Below are 593 nucleotides of genomic sequence, written 5' to 3' on the forward strand. Positions count from 1 at the left end.
CGCAAGCAGGCGTCGGTATATGACGTGGCCCAGTTGTTGCCGCACTATGCGGGGAATCTGGTCGCCGCCGAGATCAGGGTCCTCGAGCAGTTGACCAGTTCGACCGAGCAGCCCTACGCAGTGGTGCTCGGGGGCTCCAAAGTGTCGGACAAGCTGGCAGTCATCGAGAACCTCGCTACCACGGCCGACCGCCTTGTGATCGGCGGCGGCATGTGTTTCACTTTCCTTGCAGCGCAAGGTGTTCCAGTGGGCTCGTCACTTCTGGAAAACGGCATGATCGACACGTGCCGTCGACTGCTGGACACCTACGGCGACGTGATCGCCCTTCCGGTCGACATCGTCGTCGCCGAACGGTTCGCCGCGGATGCGGAGCCGCAGACGGTCCCTGCGAACCGGATTCCCGACACTAGAATGGGACTCGACATCGGGCCGGCCTCGGTGCAGCAGTTCACTGCGCTCCTGTCCAACGCCAGAACGATCTTCTGGAACGGTCCGATGGGGGTATTCGAGTTTCCGGCGTTCGCGGCGGGCACCAAGGGTGTCGCCGAAGCAATCATCGCCGCAACGGGCAACGGAGCGTTCAGCGTGGTCGG

General features: G+C 63.2%; 1 protein-coding gene. It reads left to right on the forward strand.

Features of this window, described 5'->3' with window-relative positions:
- Positions 1–593, forward strand: a 593-nt coding sequence (locus CQY20_RS34025; protein WP_097945806.1) for a phosphoglycerate kinase, incomplete at both ends; no start/stop codon positions are given.

The sequence above is a fragment of the Mycolicibacterium agri genome (assembly GCF_002553505.1).
In the GTDB taxonomy this organism is placed as follows: domain Bacteria; phylum Actinomycetota; class Actinomycetes; order Mycobacteriales; family Mycobacteriaceae; genus Mycobacterium; species Mycobacterium agri.